The 25,851-nt window shown below is 61.0% G+C and carries 25 protein-coding genes and 4 tRNA genes; 15 read left to right on the top strand and 14 right to left on the bottom strand.

Annotation, left to right across the window (positions count from 1 at the left end):
• Nucleotides 1–353 precede the first annotated feature (353 nt).
• The 5 genes from F0P97_RS04925 (at nt 354) to F0P97_RS04945 (ending at nt 5,637) form a co-directional block, all read left to right on the top strand.
• The gene (locus tag F0P97_RS04925; RefSeq protein WP_182285855.1) at nt 354–1,694 is read left to right on the top strand and encodes a replication-associated recombination protein A; all 1,341 of its coding nucleotides are present in this window, start codon (nt 354–356) and stop codon (nt 1,692–1,694) included.
• Between the two features lie 350 nt (nt 1,695–2,044).
• On the top strand, nt 2,045–2,974 hold the full coding sequence (locus F0P97_RS04930; protein WP_182285856.1) for a branched-chain amino acid ABC transporter permease: 930 nt from the start codon (nt 2,045–2,047) through the stop codon (nt 2,972–2,974).
• Between the two features lie 9 nt (nt 2,975–2,983).
• Entirely contained in the window at nt 2,984–4,063 is a 1,080-nt protein-coding gene (locus tag F0P97_RS04935) for an ABC transporter permease subunit (protein ID WP_182285857.1), read from the top strand.
• Nucleotides 4,064–4,093: 30 nt separating this feature from the next.
• Nucleotides 4,094–4,876, top strand: a complete 783-nt coding sequence (locus F0P97_RS04940; protein ID WP_003067855.1) for an ABC transporter ATP-binding protein — start codon at nt 4,094–4,096, stop codon at nt 4,874–4,876.
• A 2-nt stretch (nt 4,877–4,878) separates the two neighbouring features.
• Nucleotides 4,879–5,637 (top strand): ABC transporter ATP-binding protein, encoded by a 759-nt coding sequence (locus tag F0P97_RS04945; RefSeq protein WP_034362735.1) that lies wholly within the window; start codon nt 4,879–4,881, stop codon nt 5,635–5,637.
• 146 nt (nt 5,638–5,783) lie between these two features.
• Here F0P97_RS04945 and F0P97_RS04950 read toward each other — a convergent pair whose 3' ends face one another.
• A complete protein-coding gene (locus F0P97_RS04950) occupies nt 5,784–6,050 on the bottom strand; it encodes a hypothetical protein (protein WP_182285858.1) in 267 nt (88 codons plus the stop codon).
• 87 nt (nt 6,051–6,137) lie between these two features.
• Between F0P97_RS04950 and F0P97_RS04955 the strand changes: the two genes are divergently transcribed.
• Both F0P97_RS04955 and F0P97_RS04960 read left to right on the top strand, forming a co-directional pair.
• Nucleotides 6,138–6,785, top strand: a complete 648-nt coding sequence (locus F0P97_RS04955; protein WP_003067851.1) for a DUF47 domain-containing protein — start codon at nt 6,138–6,140, stop codon at nt 6,783–6,785.
• Between the two features lie 19 nt (nt 6,786–6,804).
• Complete coding sequence (locus F0P97_RS04960) at nt 6,805–7,815, top strand: inorganic phosphate transporter (RefSeq protein ID WP_003076798.1); 1,011 nt, start codon at nt 6,805–6,807, stop codon at nt 7,813–7,815.
• Nucleotides 7,816–7,920: 105 nt separating this feature from the next.
• On the opposite strand, the gene F0P97_RS04965 is transcribed toward F0P97_RS04960, so the two are convergent.
• On the bottom strand, nt 7,921–9,702 hold the full coding sequence (locus F0P97_RS04965) for a putative bifunctional diguanylate cyclase/phosphodiesterase (RefSeq protein WP_182285859.1): 1,782 nt from the start codon (nt 9,700–9,702) through the stop codon (nt 7,921–7,923).
• Between the two features lie 218 nt (nt 9,703–9,920).
• Nucleotides 9,921–10,406 (bottom strand): TM2 domain-containing protein, encoded by a 486-nt coding sequence (locus tag F0P97_RS04970; RefSeq protein WP_182285860.1) that lies wholly within the window; start codon nt 10,404–10,406, stop codon nt 9,921–9,923.
• A gap of 282 nt (nt 10,407–10,688) precedes the next feature.
• Between F0P97_RS04970 and rpsP the strand changes: the two genes are divergently transcribed.
• The 6 genes from rpsP to F0P97_RS05000 all read left to right on the top strand — a co-directional run bounded on the left by rpsP (nt 10,689) and on the right by F0P97_RS05000 (nt 14,815).
• Nucleotides 10,689–10,943, top strand: a complete 255-nt coding sequence (rpsP, locus tag F0P97_RS04975; RefSeq protein ID WP_003058210.1) for a 30S ribosomal protein S16 — start codon at nt 10,689–10,691, stop codon at nt 10,941–10,943.
• Between the two features lie 102 nt (nt 10,944–11,045).
• Nucleotides 11,046–11,615 (top strand): ribosome maturation factor RimM, encoded by a 570-nt coding sequence (rimM, locus tag F0P97_RS04980; RefSeq protein WP_182285861.1) that lies wholly within the window; start codon nt 11,046–11,048, stop codon nt 11,613–11,615.
• 53 nt (nt 11,616–11,668) lie between these two features.
• Nucleotides 11,669–12,448: a tRNA (guanosine(37)-N1)-methyltransferase TrmD gene (trmD, locus tag F0P97_RS04985; RefSeq protein ID WP_182285862.1), complete on the top strand. Its 780-nt coding sequence runs from the start codon at nt 11,669–11,671 to the stop codon at nt 12,446–12,448.
• Nucleotides 12,449–12,587: 139 nt separating this feature from the next.
• Nucleotides 12,588–12,974 (top strand): 50S ribosomal protein L19, encoded by a 387-nt coding sequence (gene rplS, locus F0P97_RS04990; protein ID WP_182285863.1) that lies wholly within the window; start codon nt 12,588–12,590, stop codon nt 12,972–12,974.
• 111 nt (nt 12,975–13,085) lie between these two features.
• Nucleotides 13,086–13,784 carry a CoA pyrophosphatase gene (locus tag F0P97_RS04995; protein ID WP_182285864.1) on the top strand — a complete coding sequence of 233 codons (699 nt, stop codon included), beginning with the start codon at nt 13,086–13,088 and terminating at the stop codon, nt 13,782–13,784.
• Nucleotides 13,785–13,831: 47 nt separating this feature from the next.
• Complete coding sequence (locus F0P97_RS05000; RefSeq protein ID WP_182285865.1) at nt 13,832–14,815, top strand: CobD/CbiB family protein; 984 nt, start codon at nt 13,832–13,834, stop codon at nt 14,813–14,815.
• Nucleotides 14,816–14,961: 146 nt separating this feature from the next.
• On the opposite strand, the gene F0P97_RS05005 is transcribed toward F0P97_RS05000, so the two are convergent.
• From F0P97_RS05005 to F0P97_RS05020, 4 genes are all read right to left on the bottom strand, one after another.
• Entirely contained in the window at nt 14,962–15,852 is an 891-nt protein-coding gene (locus F0P97_RS05005; RefSeq protein ID WP_182285866.1) for a lytic transglycosylase domain-containing protein, read from the bottom strand.
• A 143-nt stretch (nt 15,853–15,995) separates the two neighbouring features.
• Nucleotides 15,996–16,982: a ribosome small subunit-dependent GTPase A gene (rsgA, locus tag F0P97_RS05010; RefSeq protein ID WP_182285867.1), complete on the bottom strand. Its 987-nt coding sequence runs from the start codon at nt 16,980–16,982 to the stop codon at nt 15,996–15,998.
• 5 nt (nt 16,983–16,987) lie between these two features.
• Nucleotides 16,988–17,326 (bottom strand): 4a-hydroxytetrahydrobiopterin dehydratase, encoded by a 339-nt coding sequence (locus tag F0P97_RS05015; protein WP_182285868.1) that lies wholly within the window; start codon nt 17,324–17,326, stop codon nt 16,988–16,990.
• Between the two features lie 19 nt (nt 17,327–17,345).
• Nucleotides 17,346–18,647 carry a M48 family metallopeptidase gene (locus tag F0P97_RS05020; RefSeq protein ID WP_182285869.1) on the bottom strand — a complete coding sequence of 434 codons (1,302 nt, stop codon included), beginning with the start codon at nt 18,645–18,647 and terminating at the stop codon, nt 17,346–17,348.
• 30 nt (nt 18,648–18,677) lie between these two features.
• Here F0P97_RS05020 and orn point away from each other — a divergent pair, with 30 nt between their 5' ends.
• Together orn and F0P97_RS05030 are read left to right on the top strand one after the other, a co-directional pair.
• A complete protein-coding gene (gene orn, locus F0P97_RS05025) occupies nt 18,678–19,286 on the top strand; it encodes an oligoribonuclease (protein WP_003067823.1) in 609 nt (202 codons plus the stop codon).
• 283 nt (nt 19,287–19,569) lie between these two features.
• Nucleotides 19,570–21,645, top strand: a complete 2,076-nt coding sequence (locus F0P97_RS05030; protein ID WP_182285870.1) for a DEAD/DEAH box helicase — start codon at nt 19,570–19,572, stop codon at nt 21,643–21,645.
• 179 nt (nt 21,646–21,824) lie between these two features.
• Here the strand turns inward: F0P97_RS05030 and F0P97_RS05035 are convergent, their stop codons facing one another.
• From F0P97_RS05035 to F0P97_RS05065, 7 genes are all read right to left on the bottom strand, one after another.
• Nucleotides 21,825–23,057: a multidrug effflux MFS transporter gene (locus tag F0P97_RS05035; protein WP_182285871.1), complete on the bottom strand. Its 1,233-nt coding sequence runs from the start codon at nt 23,055–23,057 to the stop codon at nt 21,825–21,827.
• A 158-nt stretch (nt 23,058–23,215) separates the two neighbouring features.
• A tRNA-Lys gene (locus F0P97_RS05040) sits at nt 23,216–23,291 on the bottom strand.
• A 49-nt stretch (nt 23,292–23,340) separates the two neighbouring features.
• A tRNA-Lys gene (locus F0P97_RS05045) sits at nt 23,341–23,416 on the bottom strand.
• A gap of 49 nt (nt 23,417–23,465) precedes the next feature.
• Nucleotides 23,466–23,541 (bottom strand) — tRNA-Lys (locus F0P97_RS05050).
• A gap of 49 nt (nt 23,542–23,590) precedes the next feature.
• Nucleotides 23,591–23,666: transfer RNA gene (locus F0P97_RS05055), tRNA-Lys, on the bottom strand.
• A gap of 79 nt (nt 23,667–23,745) precedes the next feature.
• Entirely contained in the window at nt 23,746–24,624 is an 879-nt protein-coding gene (locus F0P97_RS05060; RefSeq protein WP_182285872.1) for an NAD(P)-dependent oxidoreductase, read from the bottom strand.
• Nucleotides 24,625–24,823: 199 nt separating this feature from the next.
• A complete protein-coding gene (locus tag F0P97_RS05065; RefSeq protein ID WP_182285873.1) occupies nt 24,824–25,801 on the bottom strand; it encodes a GMP reductase in 978 nt (325 codons plus the stop codon).
• Nucleotides 25,802–25,851: the final 50 nt, after the last annotated feature.

Here is a 25,851-nt window from a genome sequence, read left to right on the forward strand (position 1 = left end):
TGGAACCAAGGAAAGTTGCGGATGCTTTCGATTGATTTCTGGCTGATGGCGGTAGCCCTATCAGGCACAGGCATTGCGTGGCGCAGATGAGGCGGCCCGCAATGAATCTAGGCGTGCTGCCGGGCCTGGCTGGCCTGGTTTTTGGCAGGCCGGTGGGGGCAGTACCTCCATGGGGCGAGGGGTGGCCTCGTTAATGGAGAGATTGAATCCGTTAAAACGCTATTTTCTCTTATGGGAAATTCTGATAAGTGTGCAGGGGTTAAGGTGGGTAAGTATTGCCTGCCTTCGGTGTGCAGACAGCCCCAACCCATTTGAATGCGCAACTGCCCGGAGCATTGGATACTTGAGGGGTCATGGTCACGCACATCAACTCCCATTCCCCAGCCGTTCCCCATCAGCCCCTGGCCGAGCGCCTGCGACCGCACACTCTGGCCGAAGTCATCGGCCAGCAGCATGTGTTGGGAGAGGGCATGCCGTTGCGCCTGGCCTTTGAGTCGGGGCGCCCGCATAGCTGCATACTCTGGGGCCCGCCGGGGGTGGGCAAGACCACGATTGCGCGCCTGATGGCCGATGCCTTTGATGCGCAGTTCATCTCCATCAGCGCCGTGCTGGGCGGCGTCAAGGACATCCGCGAGGCCGTGGAGCAGGCGCAGGCCGCCCAGAGCGGACTGTTGCAGCAGCGCACCATTGTGTTTGTGGACGAGGTGCATCGCTTCAACAAAAGCCAGCAAGACGCCTTTTTGCCTCACGTGGAAAGTGGGCTGTTCACCTTCATCGGCGCGACGACGGAGAACCCGTCGTTCGAGGTCAACTCGGCCCTGCTTTCGCGGGCAGCGGTCTATGTGCTGCAAAGCCTGACTCCGGACGACTTGAAGCAGATTGTGCTCAAGGCCCAGGCCATCCAGGCGATTCCTGCGATAGAGGACGAAGCTCTGGAGCGCCTGATTGCCTATGCTGACGGCGATGCGCGGCGCTTGTTGAACACGCTGGAGACCCTGTCCATCACGGCCGAGCAGGCCGGGGTGCAGAGCATCACCGATGGCTGGCTGCTCAAGGTGCTGGGCGAGCGCATGCGCCGCTATGACAAGGGGGGCGAGCAGTTCTACGACACCATCAGCGCACTGCACAAATCCGTGCGCGGCTCGGACCCCGATGCAGCGCTTTACTGGTTTTGCCGCATGCTGGATGGCGGCGCCGACCCGCGCTATCTGGCGCGTCGCATCGTGCGCATGGCCTGGGAAGACATAGGACTTGCCGATCCGCGTGCCATGCAGATGTGCAACGATGCCGCTGCGACTTATGAACGTCTTGGCAGCCCCGAGGGCGAGCTGGCGCTGGCCCAGGCCGTGATCTACCTGGCCGTGGCGCCCAAGAGCAATGCCGGCTACATGGCCTACAACAAGGCCAAGGCCTTTGTGAAGGGCGACACTACAAGGCCTGTGCCGCTGCATCTGCGCAATGCACCTACCAAGCTGATGAAGCAGCTGGACTATGGGCGGGACTACCGCTATGCCCACAGCGAGGAGGGCGGCTTTGCGGCGGGCGAGCGCTATCTGCCAGAAGGAATGGAGGACCCAGGCTTCTACCAGCCCGTGGCGCGCGGGCTGGAAATCAAGATTGGCCAGAAGCTGGCAGAACTCAAGGCGCTCAACGACGCCGCTCGTGCGGCAGATGACGAGCCGGCAGACCTGTAAAGAGCGAGTTGCCCAGGTGTTGCACAACTGGCACTAGTTGAATGCTGCATTTTTTGCGGTGTTTTCAGGGTTTTTCGCTAGATTGAGTAGCAGCCCATGACTAAGTGCCTGTATTTATTGGACTTGCGCTGTCGATGAAATTATTGCACTGCAGCATTTTGGGCCTGCGCACGGGAAACCCCGGCCCTGAATCCTGAAAACAGCTCCCTAGAATCGATTCACTCTTTTGCGACAAGCGGCCCACAAAGCGGCGGACTGCAGAAGGGGAACCATGGCATCGCTGGCTCCGTCGTTCGGGATGAGAGGCTCGCAGTGTCTCCGTCTTGGATCGAGGGAAGGGGAGCGCGCTTATGGATATCTTGCTGCAGCAGATCATCAATGGTCTGGTGTTAGGCAGCATGTATGCCTTGATAGCCCTGGGCTACACCATGGTGTACGGCATCATTCAGCTGATCAACTTCGCGCATGGCGAGGTGCTGATGGTGGGGGCTTTGACCAGCTGGAGCTGCATCGGCCTGATGCAGGAGGCCATGCCTTATCTGCCGGGTTGGCTCATGCTTTTGATTGCCGCCATCATCGCCTGCGTGGTGGCCGCATCGCTGAACTTCGTGATCGAGAAGGTGGCCTACCGGCCGCTGCGCAGCAGCCCGCGCCTGGCACCGCTGATCACGGCCATCGGCGTCTCCATCCTGCTGCAGACCCTGGCCATGATCATCTGGAAGCCCAACTACAAGGCTTATCCCACGTTGCTGTCGTCCACGCCCTATGAGATCGGCACGGCGGTGATCACACCCACGCAGATTCTGGTGCTGGTGGTCACGGCGATTGCGCTGGCCACGCTGATGTACCTGGTCAACTACACCAGGCTGGGGCGCGCCATGCGGGCCACGGCCGAGAACCCGCGTGTGGCGGCGCTGATGGGCGTCAAGCCCGATATGGTGATTTCCGCCACCTTCATCATCGGTGCCGTGCTGGCGGCGATTGCCGGCATCATGTACGCCTCCAACTACGGCACGGCTCATCACACCATGGGCTTTCTGCCGGGTCTCAAGGCCTTTACGGCGGCCGTGTTCGGCGGCATCGGCAATCTGGCCGGGGCCGTGGTGGGAGGCCTGCTGCTGGGGCTGATCGAGTCCATTGGCTCGGGCTATATCGGCGACCTGACGGGAGGCGTGCTGGGCAGCCAGTACACCGACATCTTTGCCTTCATCGTGCTCATCATCATCCTGACGCTGCGCCCTTCGGGCCTGCTGGGTGAGCGTGTGGCGGACCGTGCCTGAGGAGTGCCCATGCACAACAACAAGACACTCCACTGGATTCTGGGCGGCATAGGCCTGCTGGTGCTGCCGCTGATCCTGCAGTACTTCGGCAACGCCTGGGTGCGCATCGCCGATCTGGCCCTGCTCTATGTGATGCTGGCGCTGGGCCTGAACATCGTGGTCGGCTACGCCGGCCTGCTGGATCTGGGCTATGTGGCCTTCTATGCAGTGGGCGCGTATATGTTTGCGCTCATGGCATCGCCGCATCTGGCCGAGACCTTCGAAGGCTTTGTGGCCATGTTTCCCAACGGACTGCACACTTCGATCTGGCTGGTGATTCCGCTTGGAATGCTGCTGGCCGCCTGTACGGGCGTGCTGCTGGGGTTGCCGGTGCTGCGGCTGCGCGGGGACTATCTGGCCATCGTGACACTGGGCTTTGGCGAGATCATCCGCATCTTCCTGAACAACCTGGATCAGCCGGTCAACATTACCAACGGCCCCAAGGGGATTGGCCAGATCGACTCGGTCAAGATCTTGGGCTTCGACCTGGCCAAGCGCCACGAAATCTTCGGCTACGACATCGCCTCCGTCACGCTGTACTACTACCTGTTTCTGGTGCTGGTGCTGGCCACCATCGTGATCTGCTACCGCTTGCAGGATTCGCGCATAGGCCGTGCCTGGATGGCGATCCGGGAAGATGAAATCGCCGCCAAGGCCATGGGCATCAATGTGCGCAACATGAAGCTGCTGGCCTTCGGCATGGGCGCTTCGTTCGGCGGCGTGGCCGGCTCCATGTTCGGCGCCTTCCAGGGCTTTGTATCGCCCGAGTCCTTCAGCCTCATGGAGTCCGTGATGATCGTGGCCATGGTCGTGCTTGGCGGTCTGGGCCATATTCCCGGCGTGATTCTGGGGGCCGTGCTGCTCTCGGCCCTGCCCGAGGTGCTGCGCTATGTGGCGGGGCCGCTGCAGCAGATGACCGATGGGCGCCTCGATGCCTCCATATTGCGCCAGTTGCTGATTGCCCTGGCCATGATCGTCATCATGCTGATGCGCCCGCGCGGCCTGTGGCCCACGCCCGAGCATGCCAAAAGCCTGGATCGCCAGTCCTGATGACTGCACAGACAAGGAATGTGAACTGATATGGCAGAGAGCACGACTTCCGCGGTCCTTCATGTCTCGGACATCTCCAAGCGCTTTGGCGGTTTGCAGGCGCTGTCCGGCGTGAGCATGAAGATTGATAGAGGCCAGGTCTATGGTCTGATCGGCCCCAATGGCGCAGGCAAGACCACGTTTTTCAACGTGATCACCGGCCTCTATACGCCCGATACCGGCAAGTTCGAGCTGGCCGGAAAGCCCTATGAGCCGACGGCGGTGCACAAGGTGGCACGGGCCGGCATTGCCCGGACCTTCCAGAACATCCGCCTGTTTGCCGAGATGACAGCACTGGAAAACGTCATGGTCGGGCGCCATGTGCGCACGCATTCTGGCCTGCTCGGGGCAGTGTTTCGCACCAAGGGCTTCAAGGCCGAGGAGGCCGCGATTCGGGCCCGCTCGCGCGAGCTGCTCGACTATGTCGGCATCGGCAAATATGCGGACTTCAAGGCGCGCACCCTGTCCTATGGCGACCAGCGCCGCCTGGAGATTGCCCGTGCATTGGCGACGGACCCGCAGCTGATCGCGCTCGATGAGCCGGCCGCCGGCATGAACGCGACCGAGAAGCTGCAGCTGCGTGAGCTGATCGACCGCATTCGCAACGACCATCGCACCATCCTGCTCATCGAGCACGATGTGAAGCTGGTCATGGGTCTGTGCGACCGCGTGACGGTGCTGGACTATGGCAAGCCGATTGCCGAAGGCACGCCTGCCGAAGTGCAGAAGAATGAAAAAGTGATTGAAGCCTATCTGGGCACGGGAGGCCATTGAAGATGCAGGATCAAGTGCTGGAACAGGCGCAGGCCTCCAAGTCCACGGCCCCGGTATTGCTGCAGGTCAAGGGCCTGAAGGTGGGCTATGGCGGTATTCAGGCTGTCAAGGGCGTGGACTTTCAGGTGCATCAGGGCGAGCTGGTGTCGCTGATCGGCTCCAACGGCGCTGGCAAAACCACGACCATGAAGGCTGTCACGCGAGGTCTGCCGATTGCCGATGGCGAAATTCTCTACCTGGGCCAAAGCATCAAAGGCAAGGGCGCCTGGGATCTGGTGGCCGAAGGCCTGGTCATGGTGCCCGAGGGGCGCGGCGTGTTCGCACGCATGACGATTACCGAAAACCTGCTCATGGGGGCCTACACGCGCAAGGACAAGGCGGGCATACAGGCGGATATCGAGCGCATGTTCGGCATCTTTCCGCGCCTGAAGGAGCGCAAGGATCAGCTGGCGGGCACCATGTCCGGGGGCGAGCAGCAGATGCTGGCCATGGCCCGCGCACTCATGAGCCAGCCCAAGGTGCTGCTGCTGGACGAGCCGTCCATGGGTTTGTCGCCCATCATGGTGGACAAGATCTTCGAGGTGGTCAGCGATGTCTATGCGCTGGGCGTGACCATGGTGCTGGTGGAGCAGAATGCCAGTCGCGCGCTGGCGCTGGCCGATCGAGGCTATGTCATGGAGTCCGGCATCATCACCATGACGGGGCCGGGCCAGACCTTGCTGAGTGATCCGCGCGTGCGTGCGGCTTACCTGGGAGAGTAAGCCTTGACGAGACTGCTGGCGCTTTCGATCGCAGTGCGCTATCCCGCCGTCACGCTCTGCTGCAGTCAAGGGTGAACCCTAATTCCCCTTAAATTCAAGAAAATGACAAAAAAATGACGTTTTTCATGGTTCTTTGATTGTTTTATTCATTTCTTTTTAGTTCCTTTTAATTCTTTTTTGTCATTTAATAGAATTTGCTTATTACAAAAAGAAGTATTTGGAACGTTTTCGCGTGGCTCAGTGAAATGCTCAAGGAGTCGGCGCGTTGGGTGGGCGGATTGCTGCTCTCCGGTGTTGTCTGGAGGAATCACAGGCTTCTTGACAGCGCCTAGCATGGCGAAGAGCTTGTATTTTATTTTTCGTGGTGCCCGAAGGGGTGTCTTGAAGACGCGCTGAAACGCACAATGACTCAAGAGTAAACTCCGCCCCGTTTAAGCCGGGAGCCATGCACTTTTTTTGCAGTGAGTCGCCTGGTTTCTTTTCCCCGGTAAGGAGCATTCATGCTGTTTGGCAAGCTATTGCCGCGCGAAGGTAATTTTTTCGAGATGTTCAATCAACATGCAGACCGCATCGTTGAAGCAGCTCATGCCTTCTCGCAACTCGTTGCAAATTACAACGATCCCCATCTGCGCGAAAAATACAACGCCGATGTGGACAACGCCGAGCGCGCAGCCGACCGTGTGACCCATGATGTCACCAAGCTGCTGCACAAGACCTTCATCACGCCCCTGGATCGCGAACATATCCACTCGCTGATCAACACCATGGACGACGTGGCCGACCTGATCCAGGACTCGGCCGAGACCATGGCCCTGTATGACGTGCGTCACATGACAGACGAAATCACACGTCTGACCGATCTGTGCGTGCGCTGCTGCGAGCGTCTGCGTGATGCCGTCAAGCTGCTGGACCGTCTCTCGGACCCCACGATTGTGGATGCCGCCAGCAAGACCTGCGACGAGATCGACCGCCTGGAAGGCGATGCCGACCGCGTGATGCGCGCGGCCATGAGCAAGCTGTTCCGTGAAGAGCCCGATGTGCGTGAGGTGATCAAGCTCAAGGCCATCTATGAGCTGCTGGAAACCATCACGGACCGCTGCGAAGACGTGGCGAACCTGATCGAGGGCATCGTCCTCGAGAATTCCTGATTCTCGCTGGAGTCCGATCATGGAGCCGGTACAGGCAGCCCTCTGGGTTGTGATTTTGCTGGTGGTGCTCGCCTTGCTGTTCGATTTCATGAACGGCTTTCACGACGCTGCCAATTCGATTGCCACCGTGGTTTCCACGGGGGTTCTCAAACCTACTCAGGCCGTGGCATTTGCCGCGTTCTTCAACGTTGTGGCGGTTTTCGTCTTCCACCTCAGTGTGGCGGCAACCGTGGGCAAGGGGATTGTTCAGCCGGGCATCGTTGACACGCATGTCGTGTTTGGCGCTCTGGTGGGGGCCATCACCTGGAACGTCATCACCTGGATCTACGGCATTCCCAGCAGCTCCTCGCATGCCCTGATTGGCGGCATCGTGGGTGCGGTGATTGCCAAGGCCGGTGCGGGCGCGCTGATCGCCAGCGGCATCTGGAAGACTGTGGCCTTCATCTTCGTCTCTCCCGTGCTGGGCTTTCTGCTGGGTTCGCTGATGATGGTACTGGTGGCCTGGATTTTCCGCCGCGCCAGCCCCAATCGCGTGGACAAGTGGTTCCGCCGTCTGCAACTGGTGTCTGCCGGTGCCTACAGCCTGGGTCACGGTGGTAACGATGCGCAAAAGACCATCGGCATCATCTGGCTGCTGCTGATTGCCACGGGCTATGCCAATGCCGGTGATGCCGAGCCTCCCTTGTGGACCATCGTGAGCTGCTATCTGGCCATCGGCCTGGGCACCATGTTCGGCGGCTGGCGCATCGTCAAGACCATGGGGCAGAAGATCACCAAGCTCAAACCCGTCGGTGGCTTCTGCGCCGAATCCGGTGGTGCTCTGACATTGTTCTTTGCCACCTTCCTGGGTGTTCCCGTCTCGACCACGCACACCATTACCGGTGCCATCGTGGGCGTGGGCTCCACGCAGCGCGCGAGTGCCGTGCGCTGGGGCGTGGCTGGCAATATCGTCTGGGCATGGATTCTGACGATTCCTGCCAGCGCCTTTGTGGCATCCATTGCCTACTGGGTCAGCTTGCAACTGTATTGAGCTTGTGTACTCCTTGATTGATAGCTGTTGACGCTTTTCAATAAAGGGATTGGCACCAAAAAGGCTTCGCATTGCGAAGCCTTTTTTCATGGCTGAAACATGGGCTCAGGCCACGGTTTCCTGCAGGCTGGATATGGCCTGCCGCTGCAGCAGCGATCTGAGCTGGCCGACCGGTGCCGGAGGGCTGAGCAGATAGCCCATGAAATGCTCGCAGCCATATTGCGCGAGCAGGGCACGCTGCTCCAGTGTTTCCACTCCTGCGCCGACTATCGTCATCTGATGGCGGGCGGCCAGCGCGATGGCCGCCTGCACGGCAGCTTCGGCGGCATTGTTGGGGCCCAGGCGCTGCACCAGGGAGTGCGAGAGCTTGAGCTGGTTCAGGGGAAGCTGCTGCAGCGCTTGCTGCATATGGGAGCTGTCACCAAAGTCGTCGAGTGACAGCCGCAGCCCCATGGAGCGAAGACGGGTGAGGGTCGGAACGATATCCGCGTGCGAGGGGCTCAGCGCTTGGGTGGAAAGCTCCAGCAGCAGCAAGGCCGGGTCGGCTCCTGTCTGGCTGATGATGTCCTGTACCTGATCGGCCAGGTCGGCTTGCCTGAGCTGCTTGGCGCTGATGTTGACGCAGATGGGCAGCTTGCCTAGTTGCGGATCGACCTTCCATCCGGCCAATTGCTCGCAGGCGGCCTGAATGCTCCAGCGGCCCAGCGGAACGATGATGTCGGTTTCCTCGGCCACGGACAGGAAAATGCTCGGGGGTACCAGACCTCGCCTGGGATGGCGCCAGCGCAACAAGGCTTCCAGACCGTTGACATCGCCGCTGGCGGAGTATTGCGCCTGGTAATGCAGCTCAAACTGGCCCAGGCGCAGGGCTTCGCGCAGCTCCTGCTCAAGGCGCTGGCGATCATTGGCCAGGATGCGCTGCTCGGGGCTGAAGAAGTGCAGGCCGCGGGCTTCCTCGTCACGCAGGCGGTACATGGCGATCTCTGCCTGCTGCAGCAACTCGGTGGCGGAGCGGGAGTGCGGGCCGAATAAAGTGGCTCCGATATTGGCCTCCAGCATCGCGCTTTTGTTGCCGAGCTGGTAGCTGCCGTTCAGGCTTTCCTGCAGACGCTCTCCAAGACGCTCCACCAGCACCGTGGTCATTTCGATATCCGGGGAAAGATCCGAGACCATGATGACGAAGTGTGCCGCATCCAGTCTGGCCACGGTATCGCAGGAGCGCACGCAGCCGAGCAGGCGCTGTGCGATGCTCGGTGCCAGGCAGGACTGGCTGTCTCCCGTGCTGGTGGCCGGGCCTGCCACCGACTCCATGTCTATGGTCAGCAAGGCGCCGCGCCAGCCCGTGCGCTCGGACTGGATCATGGCCTGGGACAGCCTGTCCAGCAGCAGGCGCCGGTTGGGTAGATTGGTCAGCACATCGAAGAAGGAAAGGCTTTCTGCCTCGTTGCCATGAGGCAGCAGTTCCTTGCAGGCCAGCACGGTGTAATTGGCTGATAGGGCGTGAGCCGACAGATTGAGCTTGCGCCCATTGGGCAGCTGAAACTGGGCATTGGCTTGCTGGCGCGTAATCAGGGTTTGATGACTTTCGGCGATATGGTTCAGGGCCGGTGCCGCGTTGGCCGGGGCTGCTGTTGCGGCAGCTTGCAGAGCGGCTTGCAGAGGTATGCCTACTTTGAGGAAGGGAGCCAGCCAGGGGAATATCCGCAGATAACCATCATTCCAGCGTTGTGCCCGGTTCTGAGCATCCAGCAACACATAGCCGCTGCTGGTTTGCTCAAGAATGCGGAAAAGCTGTTCTCCGTACACACCCACCAGGCTGGTGGCAGCTGGAAAGGCGTTTTGCCCATGTACTTCGGATCTGGCAGACTTTTCGTTGGTTGCAGACATAAGACCTCTTCGGACTGGTGCAGCAAAGCCGTCGTAGTGCAAATGCTGCTTGGGTGCAGTCTTTGCAGGAAGTTCGTCAGTTGGGCATTGTGAGTTCTGCGGAATCGGCAGGCGCCGCTTTGCGCCCAGTAGGTGAAAAATTAGACATTCGCTTACAAAAGCGGCGAGGCCGAAGCCGCCTTGGAGCGGGTGAGAACCCCTGGTTCGGAGCGCTGCAGCTACTGCGAAATCTTGCGTGCCTCTTCGACCTGATATTCAAAGTAGTGCTGGAAGCTGTAGGCAATACTGGCCATCAGCACGGTGGCCCCCAGCATCAGGGACAGGCTTACGGCAAAAATCGTGGTCCATTGGGTGCGCCCTGCAGGTGCGTCGGCATCCATCCGGGGATTGAAGAGCCGGTTCCAGTTTCCTTGCTCCATCAGGCCGTAGAGAATGGCGCGCAGGGCACAGCCGGCGATGGTGAAGCCGAGAAGGGGGATCAGCAGCCAGCTCAGCCTGTCGTCCTGCCCAAGCTGCTGCACGCGCTCGATGCCGTAGATGCCAAGTGCAGTGGGAATGGGCAACAGCCAGCCCAGCCAGTCCCCGAGTCCGTGCAGGTAGAAGCGATGCAGCCCCAGCGGACCGCCGATCAAGGCCAGCCAGGAGGCAGTCGTCTTGTTTTTGGGGCGAGGGGTCGGGGTGGAGGCGGGAACAAGTTGGTTCATGGTCTGGTGCGCGGGCAGAAAACGAAAGAACCCGTCCATTATTCCCTTCGCGCGAAATGCGGGGCTCAGGGCAATTGCGGTTCACTTTCGGGGAGTCCTCTGTGCCGACTATGCCCATTTGCCGCAGCTATAGGCAGCTTTGGCAGAACTCGATATAATTTCCGGTTTTACGGCGTGTCGCTGGCCGGGTGGTCATGTCGCGTGTCTCAAACGCTGTAAGAAAACCTGCGCAGCTGGTCAAATTTTTGATGGCACTGGCTGTAACCACCCGAAGGAAACATCATGGTTGTTATTCGTCTCTCCCGCGGCGGCTCTAAGGCTCGTCCCTTCTACAACATCGTTGCAGCTGACAAGCGCGTGCGTCGCGACGGTGCTTTCATCGAACGTCTGGGTTTCTACAACCCTAGCGCTCGTGGCGCCGAAGAAGGCCTGCGTCTGGCTCTGGACCGCGTGAACTACTGGAAGAGCGTTGGTGCTCAAACTTCCGATACGGCTGAACGCCTGATCAAGGAAGCTGCAAAGAAGGTTGCTGCCTAATTTAGGCGGTTGCTCTCTAGGCACCTTTACCAAAGCGGGTTCCGTTGGCTTGCCTGACGGGACCCGTTTTTTATTGAAATTCTGCATTTTTCTGCTGATCCCATGAGCCACATGCCTGTTCTTCAAGCCACGAGCTTGCCTGCTGATGCCATTGAAGTCGGTCGCATTGCCGATGCCTGGGGAATCAAGGGCTGGTTCAAGGTTCATGCCTTCAGCAGCGCCCCAGAGGCCCTGTTTGCCGCCAAGGACTGGTTTTTGCAGCCTGCCGAGAAAGGCGCCAAGCATTTCACGGGCACCTTGGTGCTGCCCGTCAAGCAGGCCCGCTTCCATGCCGACACCATCGTGGCCACCTCGCTTGAAGTCGCCGACCGCAACGCCGCAGAGGCTCTGCGCGGCGCCCGCGTCTTTGTGGCGCGCGAGCATTTTCCCAAGACCGAGGACGGTGAGTTCTACTGGGTGGATCTGATGGGGCTGAACGTGGTCAACCGCGAAGGTGTGGCCCTGGGGGTGGTCAAGGACTTGATGGCCACCGGCCCGCAGACTGTTCTGGTGCTGGGCTATGAACAGGACGGCAAGGAGCAGGAGCGTCTGATACCCTTTGTCGATGCCTATGTGGATTCGGTGGATCTGGCCGGCAGGAAGATTGTGGCCGACTGGCAGCCCGATTATTGAACTGGAATGCTTTTTTTGCTATTTGGTTTGTAGCTTAAATCGCTTTTATATCAATGCGTTTCGACATTATTACGCTGTTCCCTGAGCTGTTCGCTCCATTTCTGGAGAGCGGGGTGACGCGCCGCGCCTACAGCTCGGGTCAGGTGGCTGTGCATCTGTGGAATCCGCGTGACTGGGCCGAAGGCAATTACCGCCGTGTGGATGATCGTCCATTTGGCGGTGGCCCCGGCATGGTGATGATGGCCGAGCCGCTGCAGCGCTGCCTTGAAGCGATTCGCTTGGCACGCGCCGAGGTCGATGCTCGGGAACAGGCAGAGCCTGCTCCTGTGGTGTTGTTTTCGCCCATAGGTACAACCCTCAAGCATGCCGTGGTGGCCGATTGGGCCGAAAGCCGGGGTGCGGTGCTGCTCTGCGGTCGCTACGAGGGCATTGACCAACGTTTTATTGATAGAAATGTCACTCATCAACTGAGTCTGGGTGACTTTGTACTTTCGGGCGGTGAGCTGGCAGCCATGGTGCTGCTGGACTCCTTGGCGCGTCTGCAGCCCGGTGTGCTTAACGATGAAGGCAGCTTTCAGCAGGACAGTTTCAATCCTGCGCTTGACGGCTTGCTGGATTGCCCCCACTACACTCGCCCAGAAGTCTGGAATGAGCAGGAGGTGCCAGCCGCGCTGCTCTCTGGCCACCACTCCAATATCGAGCGCTGGCGTCGCGATCAGCGCTTGCGCATCACGGCCGAGCATAGGCCCGAGTTGATAGAGCAGGCCCGCGAACAGGGGCTGCTCAATGCCAGGGATGAGGGTTTTTTGGCAAAAACTGCGTCCAAGCTATAATTGCAGGTTCTTTGATCCTCTATCCGGCCGCTGCAAGGAAATAGCGGGACAGCTTTCGGGCTGTTCTTGTAATGCAGCAATAGCACCAATCCCGGCGCTTGCCAATTCTGGCGCGGACAAGATCAAGGTGGACTAAATCATGAATCTGATCCAGACCCTCGAGCAAGAAGAAATCGCTCGCCTGAACAAGACCATCCCCGAATTCGCCCCCGGTGACACCGTCATCGTGAGCGTGAACGTGGTGGAAGGTAACCGTAAGCGCGTGCAGGCTTACGAAGGCGTGGTGATTGCCAAGCGTAATCGTGGCCTGAACAGCGGCTTCACAGTGCGCAAGATCTCCAGCGGTGAAGGCGTGGAACGTACGTTCCAGACCTACTCTCCTCTGATCGCCAAGATCGAAGTCAAGCGTCGCGGTGATGTGCGTCGTGCCAAGCTGTACTACCTGCGTGAGCGCAGCGGCAAGTCTGCTCGTATCAAGGAAAAGCTGCCCCAGCGCGTTAACAAGACTGCTGCTGCAGCCGTGTAATACGCGTATCGGAAGCGATTCCGTAAAAGCCGCTACAGTTCGCTGTGGCGGCTTTTTTTATGCCGGCCTTGGCTTTGTGATTCTTGCTTTTGGTTTTGGCTGAGCACCTACATGCCTGCAACTGATAATTCTTCGCTCCCCGTGGTGGGCATTGTTGATCCGCGCAAGGCTCGCCTTCTGGGCATCGATAGCCAGTTGCCGGCTGTGCCGCTGGCTGCTCAGACGCCTCAGGCCTTGCGCACGCGCTTTGCCCAGCCGCCGCTGTGGCTGCCCGAGGCCATGCAGGAAAAACGCATCACGGCCAGGCAGCCTTCCGATGCGGCCGTGCTCGTGCCCATCGTCATGCGCGAGCAGCCGACCGTGTTGCTGACTGTGCGCTCGGCCAGGCTGTCCACGCACTCGGGTCAGGTGGCTTTTCCGGGCGGTAAACGTGACCCGCAGGATGTTTCGGCCGAGGCCACGGCATTGCGCGAGGCGCATGAGGAAGTGGGACTGGCTCCCAAGAATGTCGAGGTGCTAGGTCGTTTGCCTATTTATGTGACGGGTACGGCGTTTCACATCACCCCTGTGGTGGCGCTGGTTCACCCGCAGGCCAGTTACTTCCCCAATCCGGGAGAGGTGGCCGATCTGTTCGAGGTCCCGCTGTCCTATCTGCTCAATCCCGCGCATCATGAGCGTCATGCCATGCAGTGGCAGGGCGTGGATCGCGAATGGTTTGCCATGCCCTATCAGGATGGTGAGCAGCAACGCTATATCTGGGGTGCGACAGCGGGCATGTTGCGCAATCTTTACCGTTTTTTGGCGGCTTGAGACAGCAGTTGTAACGAGCCGACAAACAGCGCCGCTATGATGAAACAATGAGCTTTTTTGCCATCCTGATCGCACTGCTGCTGGAGCAGGCTCGTCCGCTGGCCCGGTCCAACCTGGTGCAGGCCGGTTACCGCGCCTGGACCGTGACCGTGCGCAGCAACTTCGATGCCGGCAAACCCCATCACGGCTGGCTGGCCTGGGCCATGGCCGTGCTGCTGCCCAGTCTTATCGTGCTGGGCATATTCTGGGCGCTGATGGAGTTCATTGGCTGGCCTGCAGCCATGCTGTGGAATGTCGCGGTACTCTATGTCACGCTGGGTTTTCGCCAGTTCAGCCATCACTTTACGCGGATTCGCGATGCGCTCGATGCCGGCGATGAATTTGCCGCCCGTCAGGCCCTGGCCGACTGGCAGCAGGTCGATGCCAGCGAGGTGCCACGCAGCGAAGTGGTGCGTCATGTCATCGAGTACTCGGTGCTGGCAGCGCACCGTCATGTGTTTGGCGTGCTGTTCTGGTTTTCGATTCTTTCGGCCCTGGGACTGGGTCCGCTGGGCGCCATTCTCTACCGCATGGCCGAATACCTGTCGCGAGCCTGGTCGCGCAAGGGGGCGGAAGGTCTTAGGGCACCGACCAGCGAGCGTTTGCAGTCCGCTGCAGCCAAGGCCTGGTATGTGATCGATTGGCTGCCAGCGCGGCTGACGGCGCTGTCCTTTGCCATGGTGGGCAGCTTTGAGGAGGCCATAGACAACTGGCGCGTCTATGCCCAGCGCTTTCCCAATGACAACGATGGCGTGATTCTGGCTGCCACGGCGGGTGCCATCAATGTACGCCTGGGGGGCGAGGCCTTGCGCCGCCGCGATGCGGCTGACGGCGAAGAGGGCGACGATGCACTGTGGACGGGCAGCGATGTCACTCCGGGGCGAGAGCCGGAAATGGCTCATCTTCGCAGCGTAGTAGGGCTGGTCTGGCGTTCGGTCGTGGTCTGGCTGCTGCTGCTGGCCTTGCTGACCTTTGCCCGTCTGCTCGGGTGAGCACTAGCGCATTGTCTTGCGCGCGGCTGCAGCTTGGCGCATGAGCGCTCAAGCCGCAGCGGGTCACCGAAGTCCTGTGTTGCGCGGTGCCACATCCCAAGGTGGCTCAGGTGCGGCGGGCATGCGGGGCACTGTTCAAGGAGCCATCAGCGAGCAGGGCGCTCGTGGCGCTTGGCGCGATAGAAGCTGAGTATGCGTCGGACATACTCACGCGTCTCAGCATAAGGAGGCACGCCGCCATATTGCTGCACGGTTCTCTCGCCTGCGTTGTAGGCGGCCGATACCAGTGCCACATCGCCCTCGAAGCGTTCCAGCAGCCAGCGCAGGTAGGCCAGGCCGCCACGCACGTTCTGCTCGGGATTCCAGGCATCGCGCACGCCAAAACGCTCGGCCGTCTCGGGAATGAGTTGCATGAGGCCCTGAGCGTTGCGCGGCGACAGCGCCTGTGCCTCGAAATTCGACTCCGAGCGCACGATGGCCAGTGCCAGTCGCGGATCAATGGAGAAGCGTGGCGCGAGGCGCTGAACCAGCTCGGCCATGCGCCGTTTTTCCCTGGGCAGGCTGCTCACATAGCTGGCCACCACCTCGTGGGGGACGGCCTCCTGGCTGGCTTCCAGAAACTCCTGAGCGGGCGCATCACCCTGGGTCAGGCAGTCGGGCAGCCGGTCGCCAGGGAGCTTGCCGGCCAGCAGCAAGCGGGCTTTCTCATGGCCGCGCTGGGCGGCCAGGGCCAGCAGCGTCGTGCCCGTGGCAGGGTCGGGAGTCAAGCCTCGCCCCAGCAACAGCAGCCGGCCCAGCCGGTATTGGGCTTCGAGGCTGCCATAGCGTGCTGCCGCGCAATAGCGCTGCGCTGCGCGCCATGGCTGCCGGCTCAGCTCGGCCTTGTAGCCTTCTTCGATCCAGCGAGACAGCGTGGGTGGCTCGTCTTCCCAGCTGGGGGCGGAGTCCGTGCCCTGGGCCCAGGCCAGGCCCATGCCTGCATATAGCGCGACGGCGAGGGCGGCTTGCAGGCAGGGCTGTAAAACTCTGGGTTTCATGACGTGAACACCGGGTTGTGGCCGGCAGCCAATCCCGGAGGCGGAGCACTCGTGCCGGCGCTCATCGGGCTTGGAATGGCTGCGTGGCAAACGCTGAAATTGCTCTCATATGGCGCGGCCCTCCGGCTTGGCTGGCCTCGCACTCAGTAGCGGGGTTCCTGACTCAGTTCATCGAACAGCTCGCCATAGATCCGGTAGCGGTTGGCACTGATGGAGTGAGGGCTATCCTGCGCTTCGACCTGGGCCATGACGGCGCAGCCAGGCTCATGCAGATGGGTGCAGTTGTAGAACTTGCACTGGTCCGCCAGTGCGCCGATGTCGGGCATGCAGGCGGCCAGTTGCGTGGCTGCAATGTGATAGAGGCCGAACTCCTGAAATCCTGGCGAGTCGATGATGGCGGTGGTGCGTGCCTCATCCACCCAGTACAAGGTGGTGCTGGTGGTGGTGTGCTTGCCGGTGTTCAGCGCCTGCGAGATTTCGTTGGTCGCCACCCTGGCGTCGGGCAGCAGCAAGTTGATCAAGGTGCTCTTGCCTACGCCCGAAGGGCCGAGAACCAGTGTGGTCTTGCCTTGCAGCAGACCGATGATGGCGTCGCGATCCTCATCGTCTGCATCTTCCAGCGACAGCGGCAGCACCATATAGTGCGGCGCAGCGTTCGCGGCATCACGCATGGTCCGGTAAGGCTCCAGCCGCTGCCAGGCGCGCAGGAAAGGCTCTTCCAGGTCCATCTTGTTGAGCGCAATGATGGGCTTGATGTGTGCGGCCTCGGCGGCGATCAGCGCGCGGGCGAGCTGCACTTCGCTGAATACCGGCTCGGCGGCTATCAGAATCAGGAGCTGGTCCAGGTTGGCAGCAAAGGTCTTGGTGCGAATGTCATCCTGGCGGTAGAAGACGTTGCGGCGCTCCACAATTTTTTCGATCGTGCCCTCATCGCCCTGGCCGGGTGGGGGAGCCAGCCATTGCACATGGTCGCCCACCACGGCCTGGCTTTTCTTGCCGCGCGGGTGGCAGATGCGGCGCTCGCCGTCCGGGGTCTCGACCACGCAGTGGCGGCCATAACTGGCGACCACCAGGCCTGTCTGGGTGCCGCCTGTTGCTGGGGCGCCTGGGCGCCGTCCTTGTTTTGCCATAAGGATCAGGCCGGATTCAGCAGCGCTTCGATGCGGCGTGCGCAGTCGATGTCGGTCTCGGAGATGCCGCCCACATCATGGGTATTGAGGCTGACCTTGCAGCGGTTGTAGCCCACCTCCAGATCGGGGTGGTGGTCCTGCTGATGGGCAATCAGGGCCAGCGCGTTCACAAAGGCCATGGTCTCGTAGAAATTCACGAAACGGAAGGTCTTGCTGATGGCTGCGTGGCCGGCCAGCAGCTCCCAGCCCTCAAGGGTTGTCAGCTGCTCTTGCACTTGCTCTATGCCCAAGGCGCTGCGCGTGAGTTGGGACCAGTCTTTTTGTTGCAGTGTGGGTGTGCTCATGTCTGAATTCGTTGTGGTGTTACAAGCTGCCTGCAGGAGCCGGCATGCGCGCCAGGCGATCCACGGCAGGAGGGTGTGAATAGTAAAAGCTCACATACCATGGGTCTGGTGTGAGTGTGGAAGCATTGTCCTCGTAAAGCTTGAGCAGTGCCGAAGCCAGTTGTGCTCCATCGGTCTGCTGCATGGCATAGGCATCGGCCTCGAACTCGTCGCGGCGCGACATGGCGGACATCAGCGGTGTGACGAAGAAGCTGAATACCGGCACGGCCAGCATGAACAGCAGCAGCGCCAGCGCATTGTTTTCGGCAGTCACGTCGAGGTTCGGGCCCAGCAGCACCGAGACTCCGAGTCCGGTGTAGAACCACATTTGCTGGCTGAGCCAGCCCAGCAGCGCAAAGCCCAGCAGCGAGACGCCGAACATCAGGACCATGCGCTTGCTGATGTGCTTGTGCTTGAAGTGGCCCAGTTCGTGAGCCAGCACGGCTTCGACTTCGCCGGGGTTGAGCTGCCTGAGCAGGGTGTCAAAAAACACCACGCGCTTGGAATTGCCGAAACCCGTGAAATAGGCGTTGGCATGCGCCGAGCGGCGGCTTCCGTCCATCACGAACAGTCCCTTGGCCGCAAAGCCGCAGCGCTCCATCAGCCGGGTCACGCGGCTCTTGAGGCTTTCATCGGCCAGCGGCTCGAACTTGTTGAACAGCGGTGCAATAAAGCTGGGGAAAATCCACATCAGCAGCAGATTGAAAGCCGTCCAGGCGCCCCAGGCCCAGAGCCACCACAGCGGACCGGTCGATCCCATGAGCCAGAGAATCAGGGCCGCCAGCGGCAGGCCGATGACGGCGCCCACCAGCGTCGACTTGAGCAGATCGCCCAGCCACAGGCCTGGCGTCATCTGGTTGAAGCCGAAGCGCTGCTCCAGCCTGAAGGTCTGATAGAGCGACAAAGGCAGCTCGATCAGGGCCGAGATCACGGCAAAGCTGGCAAGCAGTGCCAGTTGCTGCCACAGGCCGGGGCTGATGAACTCCAGCAGCCAGCGGTTGAGCCAGTCCAGCCCGCCCAGCAGCGTCCAGCACAGCAGCACGGCGGCCGACAGCGTGATGTCGATCAGCGACACCTTGGCCTTGGCCAGCGTGTAGTCGGCCGCCTTCTGGTGGGCGGACAGGCTGATGCGATGGGCAAATACGGGAGGCACGGCGCCGCGGTGGGTGGCCACATGGCGCACCTGGCGCGAAACAAGCCACACGCGCAGCAGCCATTGCAGGGCCACGGCCGTCGCAAACAGCAGCGAAAGTGCCAATGTGAAATCTAGTTGGGAAGCCATGTATTGGCAGTGTAGGCGACAATTTGCGCCATGTCTGAAGCTTCCTGTACGAATTCCGTCAGCGCCGCACCCGTGGCCGCTACCCCACCGGTTCTGCCCAAATCCGATCTCAATATGGTGTGGCTGGACTGCGAAATGACGGGGCTGAACCCCGACCGCGACCGCATCATCGAGATTGCCGTGGTGGTCAGCAGCTCCGATCTGCAGATTCGCGTCGAAGGCCCGGTGTTTGCCATTCATCAGTCCGACGAGTTGCTGGGCGGCATGGATGCCTGGAACAAGGGCACGCATGGCAAAAGCGGCCTGATCGACAAGGTCAAGGCTTCGACCATCAGCGAAGCCGAGGCGGAGGCCGCGCTGATTGCCTTTCTGGGCAAATACGTGCCCAAGGGCAAGACGCCGCTGTGCGGCAACAGCATTGGTCAGGACAGGCGCTTCATGGAGCGCTACATGCCCAAGCTCAACAATTTCTTTCACTATCGCAATATCGACGTGAGCACGCTCAAGGAACTGGCCAAGCGCTGGAAGCCCGAGGCCTATACCTCCTTCAAGAAGGCGCAGCGCCACACGGCCCTGGCCGATGTGCACGAGTCGATCGACGAGCTGCAGCATTACCGTCAGCAACTGCTCAGTGTCTGATGGCGCGGTGGCGGGATGGTATAGCCCTGCCACTTGCGGGAAAACCCGGTACATGCGACAATGCGCTGCTTACCCGATCAATGGGTAATTTTTGCGCATCTCCATCACACACCGGGTTCTTACTTGCGTGCAACGGCCTGCCCAGCGCCGACACGACAAGCCATAACACCCATCTGCCCCGTTTTGCGAACGGGCCAGTCAAAGTCTGACGGTGGATGTTGATAACCAACCGTCAAAGAAGCGAGCAGCACGCTGACTGCGTCGCTTTTTGCGTGAGCTATTCATGACAGAAAACTCCCTGGAGCAGGGCCAAGTGGCCGCTGCTGATATTGCTTTGTCTTCTCCCGAACTCGATTCCCGTCTGGACGCTATGTTGGCCGACATGGACGCGGAAGACGCCGCTGTCGAAGAAGTCCAAGCCGCCGACGAACCCAATGGCTTCGTCGAACTGGGTCTGGCCCCCGAACTGATCCAGGCCGTGACCGACCTGGGCTATACCCAGCCTACCGCTGTGCAGCTGCAAGCCATTCCCCTGGCCATGGGCGAAGGCGCCGATGCCGACGGCTTCATCGACCTGATGGTGTCCAGCCAAACTGGCTCGGGCAAGACTGCAGCCTTCCTGCTGCCCGTGCTGCACACCCTGATCAAGCAGCGTGCCGTGGCCGATGCGGCCGCCAAGGCTGAATTCGAGCGCCTGTGCGCCGAAGCTGCGGCCAAGGGCGAGCCCGCTCCCAAGCGCAACAAGCGCAAGGACCCCACCAACGCCCGCAACTTCAAGGCCGCCGTGCCCGGCGCCCTGGTGCTGTGCCCCACGCGTGAGCTGGCCCAGCAGGTGGCGCATGACGCCATCGAGCTGGTCAAGCATTGCCGCGGCATCCGCATCGCCAACGTGGTGGGCGGCATTCCTTACCAGCTGCAGATCGCCAAGCTGCAGAACGCCGACCTGGTGGTGGCCACTCCCGGCCGTCTGCTGGACCTGCAGCGTTCCATGCAGATCAAGCTGGACAAGGTGCAGTTCCTGGTGGTCGACGAGGCCGACCGCATGCTGGACCTGGGCTTCTCCGACGATCTGGCCGAAGTCAACCAGCTGACGGCCGAGCGCAAGCAGACCATGATGTTCAGCGCCACGTTTGCTCCCCGCATTCAGCAGCTGGCCATGCGCGTGATGCATGACGGCGGCGCCAACGTGAAGAAGATCACGATTGCCACGCCTCAGGAAAAGCACGCCAACATCAAGCAGGCGCTGTTCTGGGCCGACAACATGCAGCACAAGCGCAAGCTGCTCGACCACTGGCTGCGTGACAGCAGCATCAACCAGGCCATCGTGTTTGCGTCCACCCAGGTGGAATGTGACGGTCTGGCCAACGACCTGCAGCAGGACGGTTTCTCTGCCGTGGCCCTGCACGGTGCTCTGAGCCAGGGCCTGCGCAACCGCCGCCTGATGGCGCTGCGCAACGGCCAGGTGCAGATCCTGGTGGCCACCGATGTGGCTGCTCGCGGTATCGACGTGCCCACCATCACCCACGTCTTCAACTACGGCCTGCCGATGAAGGCCGAGGACTACACCCACCGTATCGGCCGTACCGGTCGTGCCGGTCGCGAAGGCGTGGCCGTGACGTTTGCGGAATTCCGCGACCGTCGCCGCGTGTTCGACATCGAAGGCTATACCCGCCAGCAGTTCAAGGCCGAGACCATTCCCGGCATGGAACCCCAGCAGCGTTTCCCCGCCTCTGGCGAGCGTGACGGTCGTCGTGGCGGCGGCGCCGGTGGTCGCGGTGGCTTCGGTGGTCGTCGCGATGGCGAAGGCTATGGCCGCAAGTCCGGCTTCGGCAGCTTCGGCGGCGGCCGTGGCAATGATCGCGGCGGCTTCGGTGGCGACCGTGGCGGTGACCGCTTCGGTGGCGATCGCGCCGGGTTTGGCGGCGCTCCTCGCGGTGATCGCTTTGCTGATCGCGGCGGCGACCGTGGTGGTGATCGCGGCTTCGGCGGCGGTCGTCCCGGCTTCGGTGGCGAGCGTCAAGAGCGCAGCTTCGAGCGTCGTGATGATCGCGGCAGCTTCGGCGGCGGCGATCGCGGCGGCTTCCGCGGTGGCGAATCGCGTGGTGGCTTTGGTGGTGCCCAGCGCCGTGAAGGCGGCGATTTCGGTCGCAAGAGCTTTGGCGGTGGCCGTGAAGGCGCTCATGCAGGCGCTCCCCGCGAAGGCGGTTTCCGCGGTGGCGAATCGCGCGGCTTCGGCGGCGGCGATCGTCGTCCTGCCTTTGGTCAGGGTGCCGGCAAGCCTTATCAGCCTCATGGCGAACGTGGTGGCGAGCGCAGCTTCGAGCGCAAGCCCCGTGCACCGCGTCGCGATGAGCGTTGATCGCTGATTCGGGCTGCGGCCCGAAGCATGAAAAAGCCGGCTCTAGCAGCCGGCTTTTTGCTGCCCGTACAGGGCTGGAATCTTGATTAAAAAGTGAGCTGATAGCGAATGTAATTCAAGGGTTTCAGATACTTTTCAATCTGAAATCTATGAATGGCGTGCGGTAGATGCTCCTTTTTTTAATGCTCTGAGGCATGGCGGCCGATGTCCGGCCAGCGGTGGTGCAGATAGATCCAGGCGACCAGACCGATCAGCATCATGAGGATCGAGCCCGTGGCCAGCAGTGCGGCCGAATGCATGACCAGTGGCGCAATCACGCCGGCCACAAAGCCGTTGGCCACCGAGCCCACCACGGCCTGTAGCGAAGAGGCCAGGCCGCGCCGCGCAGGGTGGATGTCCAGCACCAGCAGCGTCACCACGGGCACCATCAGCGCCCAGCCGTAGGCGAACAGGCTGATGGGAATCAAGGCCCAGCTCACATGGGCGGGCCAGATCAGATTGGCCACCAGATTGATGATGGAGGTCACGCACATCACCAGAAAGCCGTGGCGGATCTGGCGCTTGGGCGGGATGCGTCCGGCCAGGCGGCCGCTGGTCCAGCTGCCGGCCATGATGCCGCCGATGGTGGCGATGAAGAACCAGAAGAACTGCGTGGGCTCCAGCTGCAAGATGTCGCCCAGAAAAGCCGGGGCCGACAGCAGATAGAGAAACATGCCGTTGAACGGAATGCCGCTGGCCAGGGCCAGCAGCAGAAAGCGCGGATCGGTGAGCAAGATGCCATAGCCCTGCATCAGCGGTCTGAACTGGAAGGGCTGGCGTTTTTGCGGTGGCAGCGATTCGGGCAGAAACTTCATGTTGATGAGCCAGAGCAGCACGCCCACGATGCTCAGGAACCAGAACACGGCCTGCCAGCTCAGGTGCACGAACAGCCAGCCGCCGATCACGGGAGCCAGCGCCGGCGCCACGCCGAAGAATATGGTGATCTGCGCCATCACGCCCTGGGCCTGGGTCGGCGGAAAGATGTCGCGCACGATGGCGCGCGAGACCACGATGCCGGCGCCGGTGGACAGGCCCTGCAGCGTGCGGAAGATCACCAGCTGGGTGATGTTCTGAGACAGCGCGCAGCCGGCCGAGGCGATGGTGAACATCACCAGTCCCCAGAGGATGACTGGGCGGCGTCCGAAGCTGTCGGCCAGGGCGCCATGAAACAGGTTCATGAAGGCAAAACCCAGCAAGTAGGCAGACAGGGTCTGCTGCATTTCTACAGGGGTTGCGCCCAATGCCTTGGCAATGCCCGAGAAGGCGGGAATATAGGTGTCAACCGAGAACGGGCCCAGCATGCCGAGAATGGCAAGCAGCATGGCCAGAGTCCAACGCGGTCCGCGCCAGAACGTGGAGAGGTCGTTTTGCATAGTGAGTCTTGGGTGGGCAAATACTGCCCGGGGATGTCTGCATGATGCCTGATATGGCGCGGCCCCGGTGTCGGCGCCCATGCTTTTGCAGATTCGGCGGCGCTCAGGCGCGGCCAAGAAAAAAGCCAAAGTTCCTGAGAACTTTGGCTTTTGAATTATGGTGGGCCCTGAGTGATTCGAACACTCGACCAACGGATTAAGAGTCCGCTGCTCTACCAACTGAGCTAAGAGCCCGCCGGATAAACCGGAGGATCAATCTGAAGAATCAGACCGAATAAATTTTTGGTGGGCCCTGAGTGATTCGAACACTCGACCAACGGATTAAGAGTCCGCTGCTCTACCAACTGAGCTAAGAGCCCGCCGGATAAACCGGAGGATCAACCTGAAGAATCAGACTGAAGAAATTTTTGGTGGGCCCTGAGTGATTCGAACACTCGACCAACGGATTAAGAGTCCGCTGCTCTACCAACTGAGCTAAGAGCCCGCCGGAGTAAATCCGGAGGATCAACCTGAAGAATCAGACTGAAGAAATTTGGTGGGCCCTGAGTGATTCGAACACTCGACCAACGGATTAAGAGTCCGCTGCTCTACCAGCTGAGCTAAGAGCCCCACACAACGCCTGCGCTGCAAGCGAGACCGCAATTATGCGCTAATTCTGGAGGGCTTGCAGGAAAACCCGCGGGTTTTTTTAATCCAGTGCGTTGCGGCGTTGCAATTCCACGAACAGGCCTGCCTGGTCCAGGTCGCCCAGGCCGTTTTTCACACCCTCGGCATAGAGCTGCTCCAGCAGGCCGGTGATGGGCGCGTCAAAGCCGATTTCCTCGGCAGTGGCGATGGCGTTGCGCATGTCCTTGAGCTGCACCGTCATGCGCCCGCGCGGTGCAAAGTCGTGCTTGACCATGCGTTCGCCATGTACTTGCAGAATGCGGCTGTCGGCAAAGCCGCCGGAGATGGCTTCGCGCACCTTGGCAGGGTCGGCGCCGCCGCGTTCGGCCAGCAGCAGGGCTTCGGCCACGGCACCGATGGTGATGCCCACGATCATCTGGTTGGCCAGTTTCGCCAACTGGCCTGCGCCATGCGGGCCCACATGGGTGGCACGGCCCAGCGCCGCAAAGACGGGCAGGGCTTGCTCGAAATCCGCAGCCTCGCCACCGGCCATGATGGCCAGCGTGCCGGCTTGCGCACCCAGCGTGCCGCCCGAGACGGGGGCATCCAGATGCCGCACGCCCAGCGCGGCAAGCTTGCCGGCATGTTCACGCGCTTCGCGTGGCTGGATGGACGCCATGTCGATGAACAGCGAGCCCTTGGGCATGGCATCGGCAACTCCCAGTGTGAACAGCACTTCGCCCACGATGGCGCCGCTCTCCAGCAGGCTCACGGCAAAGTCCACGCCGCGCACGGCATCTGCCGCGCTGTCGTGGATGCTCACGCCATCGGCAGCCAGCGGCTCGGCCTTGGCGCGGGTGCGATTCCAGACGTGGACCTCATGGCCGGCCTGAGCCAGACGGCGGGCCATGGGCAGGCCCATCATGCCCGTGCCCAGAACTGCGATCTTCAATGTGTTCATGGCGTTGTTCCCCTGGAGCTTTTATGAATGACGACATGCTAAGCCCTGACGAAGGCAGCAATCGCGGCCATGATCTCAGATCAGTTGTGCGCGCAGGATGCAGAAAAAGGGATAGCCGAAAACAACAAGGGCAGCCTGAGCTGCCCTTGATGCTTTTTTTGGAGGTTCACCTTCGCGCTGGTGAGTCGCGCCTGACGGCCTACATCAGCAGATGCTCGCCGGCGTTGTCGCCGCCGAGGATGACGTAGTTGACCTTGCGGATGTCCATGAGCTTGGTGCCGCCGGAGTAGCTGATGGAGGACTGCACGTCCTGCTGCATCTCGACCAGCGTGTTCATCAGCGGGCCCTTGATGGGCTCCAGAATGCGCTTGCCTTCCACATGCTTGTACTCGCCCTTGTTGAAGTCGGAGGCCGAGCCGTAGTATTCCTTGAACAGCTGGCCGTCCACTTCCACGGTCTTGCCGGGCGACTCTTCATGGCCTGCAAACAGGGAGCCGATCATCACCATGGTGGCACCGAAACGGATGCTCTTGGCGATGTCGCCGTGGCTGCGGATACCGCCGTCGGCAATGATGGGCTTGGTGGCCACGCGGGCGCACCACTTGAGCGCCGACAGCTGCCAGCCGCCTGTGCCGAAGCCGGTCTTGAGCTTGGTGATGCAAACCTTGCCGGGACCGACGCCGACCTTGGTGGCGTCCGCACCCCAGTTTTCGAGGTCGATCACGGCTTCGGGCGTGGCGACGTTGCCGGCAATCACGAAGGCCGCAGGGATCTTGGCCTTGATGTAGGCAATCATGTTCTTCACGCTCTCGGCATGGCCGTGGGCAATGTCGATGGTGATGTATTCGGGGCAGATGCCGTCGGCCACGAAACGGTCCACCGTCTCGTAGTCCGGCTGCTTCACACCCAGAGAGATGGAGGCAAACAGTCCCTGGGACTGCATGTCCTTGGTGAAGGCCACGTTGTCGATGTCAAAACGGTGCATCACATAGAAGAAACCGTTTTGTGCCAGATAGGTGCAGATCTTCTCGTCCACCACCGTCTTCATGTTGGCGGGCACCACAGGCAGCTTGAAGCTGCGGCTGCCCAGCACGACACTGGTGTCACATTCCGCACGGCTTTCCACGCGGCACATGCGGGGCAGCAGAAGAATGTTGTCGTAGTCGAAGATTTCCATGGTTCCAAGCTCCGGAAAAGGTCACGGCGGGAATCTCACCCACCTCAATT

Origin of the sequence: Comamonas testosteroni (assembly GCF_014076415.1) — a bacterium.
In the GTDB taxonomy this organism is placed as follows: domain Bacteria; phylum Pseudomonadota; class Gammaproteobacteria; order Burkholderiales; family Burkholderiaceae_C; genus Comamonas; species Comamonas testosteroni_F.